The organism is uncultured Veillonella sp., from assembly GCF_934190855.1.
Classification (GTDB): Bacteria; Bacillota; Negativicutes; order Veillonellales; family Veillonellaceae; genus Veillonella.
On sequence record NZ_CAKPTN010000113.1, the window covers coordinates 1 to 5,332 of the forward strand.

At 37.5% G+C, this 5,332-nt stretch carries 4 protein-coding genes; 3 read left to right on the top strand and 1 reads right to left on the bottom strand.

Annotated elements, in window-relative coordinates:
- Positions 1-387: 387 nt before the first annotated feature.
- The gene (locus Q0F90_RS06940; RefSeq protein WP_296004323.1) at positions 388-2,562 is read left to right on the top strand and encodes a cation-translocating P-type ATPase; all 2,175 of its coding nucleotides are present in this window, start codon (positions 388-390) and stop codon (positions 2,560-2,562) included.
- 167 nt (positions 2,563-2,729) lie between these two features.
- Entirely contained in the window at positions 2,730-3,257 is a 528-nt protein-coding gene (locus Q0F90_RS06945) for an ECF transporter S component (protein WP_296004324.1), read from the top strand.
- A 167-nt stretch (positions 3,258-3,424) separates the two neighbouring features.
- Here Q0F90_RS06945 and Q0F90_RS06950 read toward each other — a convergent pair whose 3' ends face one another.
- Complete coding sequence (locus tag Q0F90_RS06950) at positions 3,425-4,750, bottom strand: FAD-containing oxidoreductase (RefSeq protein ID WP_296004325.1); 1,326 nt, start codon at positions 4,748-4,750, stop codon at positions 3,425-3,427.
- A 282-nt stretch (positions 4,751-5,032) separates the two neighbouring features.
- Between Q0F90_RS06950 and ylxM the strand changes: the two genes are divergently transcribed.
- Positions 5,033-5,332: YlxM family DNA-binding protein (gene ylxM / locus Q0F90_RS06955; protein WP_296004326.1), on the top strand; the 300-nt coding region annotated here is incomplete at its 3' end.

Below are 5,332 nucleotides of genomic sequence, written 5' to 3' on the forward strand. Positions count from 1 at the left end.
TCACCTCCTTTGGAATCAAAGTTTATCTTTATTCATCATCACTTTATTATAATCTATTTATGAATGTTGTGTATAGGTGGGGGAATGTTAATTCCCCTATAAAAAAGGAATAATCCTTTAGATTTAGTAGGATATTGACGTAATGAGAATTTATGTTAATATTAATTGTAGCCGTATGAATGGGTACTCATGTAAGAGTGTTCATATATTAAATAATATATTCTTAGATGAATCTTTTTTATTAGAAATATAGTATCTCTATAGATAAGATAGATGAATCTTTTTTTACTAAAAATATAGTATATCTATAGCGCTTTAGGTTAGAGATATGGTAGGTAGTTTATTTGCTGATATATCTTTAATATTGATATAGAAAGAAGTGAGATTATGAATAAAAAGAAACAAGAGTTTGATATTACCGGTATGCACTGTGCCGCTTGTGTAAAGCGCGTTGAAAACATTGTTTCTAAAGTAGATGGCGTAGAGTCTGTAAAGGTAAATCTTTTGACTCGAAAAGGTAGCGTTACATATAAAGAGGGAGCTAACGTAGATCCACAACAGATTATAGAGGCTATTACAAACATCGGCTTTGGTGCGGTTGAAGCGGATGAAACAAAACAAGAAATAGAAAAGGTTAATTTAAAGCCTCATATTATCCGATTAATTATTGCAGCCTGTATGGCTGTGCCTATGATGGTGAATATGACACTCCATCGATTTGGTATTGAAGCGTTGCCTGTATGGGTTGAGTTCGTTCTAGCTACTATTGCTCAGTTTGGCCCTGGCCTCATGTTCTATAAGAGTGCGTGGAGTGCCGTGAAAAATGGTGCACTTACAATGGATGTGCTCGTAGTAATGGGCACGACTGTGGCGTATCTATTCAGTATTTATAACTGGCAGTTCCATCCTGAGCTAGGACCTCATGGCATTTACTTTGAAACCTCTGCGTGGCTCATTACCTTTATTCTTCTTGGTAAACTCTTAGAAGAGATTGCAAAAGGGCGTACTTCCGAAGCACTTCAAAAATTGATTGCCTTACAACCTGCAACGGCTCATGTGTTGCGTGATGGTGAGTTTGTAGATATTCCTACTTCTAAAGTAGTGGCAGGAGATATTTTACAAGTTCGGGCAGGCGAAAAAATCCCTGTAGATGGTACCATTACTGATGGTTATTCCACGGTAGACGAAGCTATGCTTACAGGTGAAAGCTTGCCAGTAGAAAAACAAGTAGGCTCCGAGGTAATTGGGGCCACAATTAACTTGAGTGGTGCTTTTACGATGGAAGCGAAGCGTATCGGTTCCGATACAATGCTCTCCCAAATCATCAAGGTTGTAGAAGAGGCACAAACCTCTAAAGCGAGCATTCAACGTATTGCAGATATTGTAGCGCAATACTTCGTTCCTACAGTTATTGGCCTTGCTGTTTTAACAGGTCTTGTTTGGTACTTTGTGATGGGCGATTCTCTCAATGTGGCGCTTATTAATGCTACAGCAGTTCTTGTTATTGCTTGTCCATGTGCTCTTGGTCTTGCAACGCCAACATCCATCATGGTTGGCTCTGGTCTAGGTGCAGAACATGGCGTGCTCATCAAGAGTGCAGAATATCTTGAAAAAGCAGGTAAACTTGATGCTATCGTTATGGATAAAACAGGTACCCTCACACAAGGTGTTCTAGATGTGACGGCTTTCAAAAATTACAATGGTGATGAAAGTACAAATATGTCTATTATGATGGCTCTTGAAAGCGGTACATCTCATCCGATTGCAAAGGCTATGGTTTACTACGGTGAAGATCGTGGTTATAAAGGTAAAGCTGTAGAGCTTGAAAGTTTCGGAGATGTACCTGGCAAAGGTCTACAGGGGGCATACCAAGGCGTATCTGTCCAACTTGGACACAGTCGTTGGATGAATGAACTAGGTTATGACTTAAGTTCCGTTCAAGACGATATTCTTCGCTTTGAAGAGCAAGGTGCTTCTGTGTCTGTTCTAGCTGTTGATGGAGTTATCAGCGCTTTGTGGGCTGTAGAGGATGAATTACGTCCGGAAACTATCGAGGTAGTAAAAGAATTACAGTCTCAAGGTATCGATGTATGGATGCTCACCGGCGATAACCGTCGTACTGCTCAATATATTGCTAAGCAAGCAGGTATTACTCACGTGATTGCAGAAGTCTTGCCGCAAGATAAATCTAGCAAGGTAAAAGAATTACAAGATAAAGGTCTTGTAGTAGGCATGGTAGGTGATGGTATCAATGATGCACCGGCTCTTGTGACAGCTGATATTGGTTTTGCCATCGGCAGTGGTACCGATATTGCTGTAGAGGCGGCGGATATTGTTCTTGTAAGAAACGATTTACATACGTTGGTTCAAGCTGTACGACTCAGTCGTAAGACAATGACCAATATCAAGCAAAATCTTTTCTGGGCATTGATCTTTAACTGTATCGGTATTCCACTAGCAGCCATTGGCGCATTAAACCCAATGATTGCCGGTACAGCCATGGCATTTAGCTCCGTTACTGTTGTAGGTAATTCTCTTCGTTTGAAACGAGCTAAAATCTAATTGAATATATACTCTAAAATATAAAATAGCACCTATAGAATGATATAGGTGCTGTTTTTAATATGTTTCATTGTATTGCAAATTATTAATTCCTATAAACTCGGTATTTTTATAGTGTGCATCATCTGATATACTGAGTATAGTTCTAAAAAAGGAAGGAGTTTATTATGAAATTAAAGACTCGCGATATTGTATATATCGGTTTTATTGCTGCGTTGTGTGCAGTAGCGACAACAATTCGTATTGAAATACCTGGTGGAGCAATGGTACACCTAGGCTCTGCGGCACTCTTTACGACATCTATTCTATTTGGTGGTTTGTATAGTGGGTTAGGCGCTGCTATTGGCTCTGCACTGTTTGATCTCTTTGGAGGTCATACGCAGTACATTGTATTCTCCTTCTTTATTAAAGGTATTGCAGGTCTTATCGTAGGTGGTATGACAGCTGGCTATTTGCCACCATCTATCAATAAACCGACCGCATCTTTTAGTCGTATTTTAGTAGCTCTTATCATCGGTGCTATTTGGACTGCCTTTGGTTACTTCCTAGCGTGGTGGTTTGTTCTTGAAAGTGCAGCTGTGGCGGCAAGTAAAATTCAATACTCCTTGATTACTAGTGCAGCCGGTATTGTAGTAGCTATTGTGTTGACACCTAAATTGCAATCTGTAGTTCGTAGATTATTTACAAAGAACTAAATAGAGTAATTAATAATAAATTACTAAAAACTATATATTGCTAACTAATAACTAATATTCCAAATTGATTATTAGGCATTAATAAAATAGTCTCCCTTAATTCATGTATTCAAGTTAAGGGAGACTCTTTTATTTATTATATTAGATTATGTAGTTACTATTCTTATCTAGAAATTACAGAGATCATTTAAATTTTCTGCCATTGTAGGATGTGTGAAAATTTGATTTTTGAAGTATGTATATGGAATGTTGTTGTCCATAGCCATTTTAATGAGATTAATCAACTCTTCAGCACCTTGTGAATAAAGTGTAGCACCAAGGATTAAATCGTTTTCTGCATCTACTACAATTTTAAAAGCACCTTTTAAATAGTCGTTTACATGAGCTCTTGGCATTGTGGCTACGAGCATTTCTTTAGTTTTAACTGTATATCCTTTGTTGATAGCATCTTCTTCTGTAAGACCAACACGAGCAAGTGGAGGTGTTAAGAAGGTTGTATAAGGAATATTTTTACGATCTTTTAATGTATAGTTACCATTACCTGTAAGTGCACCAAATACAATGCGGAAGTCATCGAGAGAAATATAGGTAAATTGAGGGCCACCGTTTACATCGCCTACTGCATATACGCCAGAAACGGAACTTTCACACGTATCATTAACTACGATAGCACCGCGTTCGTTAGTGGTGATATCTGTATTCTCTAAACCGATGTTAGCTGTATTTGGTTTGCGACCTGTAGCGTATAGAACGGCATCAAAGGTATAGTTTTGACCATTTGCAGTGATAACTGGTTTATTGCCATCATTAGATACAGAGTTTAATGTTACATCGTTAAGAATAGTAATGCCTTGTTCAGCTAAGTACTCGTTAGCTAATTCTTGAACAATTGGTTCCTCGCGTTTTAAGATGCTAGATTCAATATTAAATACTGTAACTTTTGAACCTAGTTTAGCGTATAGGCTGGCAAATTCTAGACCGATAGGGCCAGCACCAATTACTCCTAGAGTACTTGGTTGAGGGGATAATTGTTGAATTTCTGTACTATTATAGAAGCCTGTTGCACTATCAATGCCATCAATGTTAGGCTTAACAGCTACAGCACCAGTGTTAATAATAATAGTTTCACCCGTTAAGATGATTTTATCTTCCCCAGCAGTAATGGCGATTTCTTTATTGCTAATGAATTCACCATGACCAGTATAGACATCGACATGTTCATTTGTGTCTAACATACCGAAGTTTTTATTGCGTAAACGAGTTGTAACAACATCGCGTTGGTTTAATACTTGATCGTAAGATAAGCCTTTTGATGCGGCTATAATCATCGTCTTAGTTGGAATACATGCAATATTAATACATGTGCCACCATACATAAGTGGATTTTCTTCAATCATAGCTACAGATTTGCCCATGGAGCCAAATTTAGCGGCTAATGTTTTACCGGCTTTGCCGAAACCTAAAACGATAAGGTCATATTGTTTGGTATTCATAAAATACCTCCTATCTTTCATATTGAAAATATTAGATATTTACATTATACCACATAATAGTAGATATAAAAGTTAAATATAAAAACAATTATCATTTATAGTGTATAAAATCTTATATAGCAGTATTTACAACTAACTAATGCCTTTATATAGCGGATGGAGTTATATGTTAGATGGAATATAACAATCAAAAGAAGTGTTAAGTATTTCTACTTGACACATTTTTTTTTATGCTGTAGTATATGTAAAGTAATATGACTTGACAGTGATGGAGGTGGCGAAATGGAAGAACGAGTACTTATAAGTTTGCTCTTAGATTTCTATGGGCCATTATTGACGGACAAGCAACGCATGTCCTTACAACTTCACCACGAAGACGATATGTCCCTTGGCGAAATCGCTGAGGAATTAGGTGTATCACGGCAGGCTGTACACGATAATTTACAGCGTGCTCGACATATTTTAAACGATTACGAATCTAAATTACACTTGGTTGCACAATATGAACAACGTGAAGGGTTGCTTTCACAGTTGAAAGAAACCTTGCCAAAAGAGGTATTAGCTGAAAGCAAGGTACAACAA

Bases quoted from the DNA above. Each gene is read 5' to 3' on its own strand.
- Q0F90_RS06940 (WP_296004323.1), top strand. From the start codon at position 388: ATGAATAAAAAGAAACAAGAGTTTGATATTACCGGTATGCACTGTGCC.
- Q0F90_RS06945 (WP_296004324.1), top strand. From the start codon at position 2,730: ATGAAATTAAAGACTCGCGATATTGTATATATCGGTTTTATTGCTGCG.
- Q0F90_RS06950 (WP_296004325.1), bottom strand. From the start codon at position 4,750: ATGAATACCAAACAATATGACCTTATCGTTTTAGGTTTCGGCAAAGCC.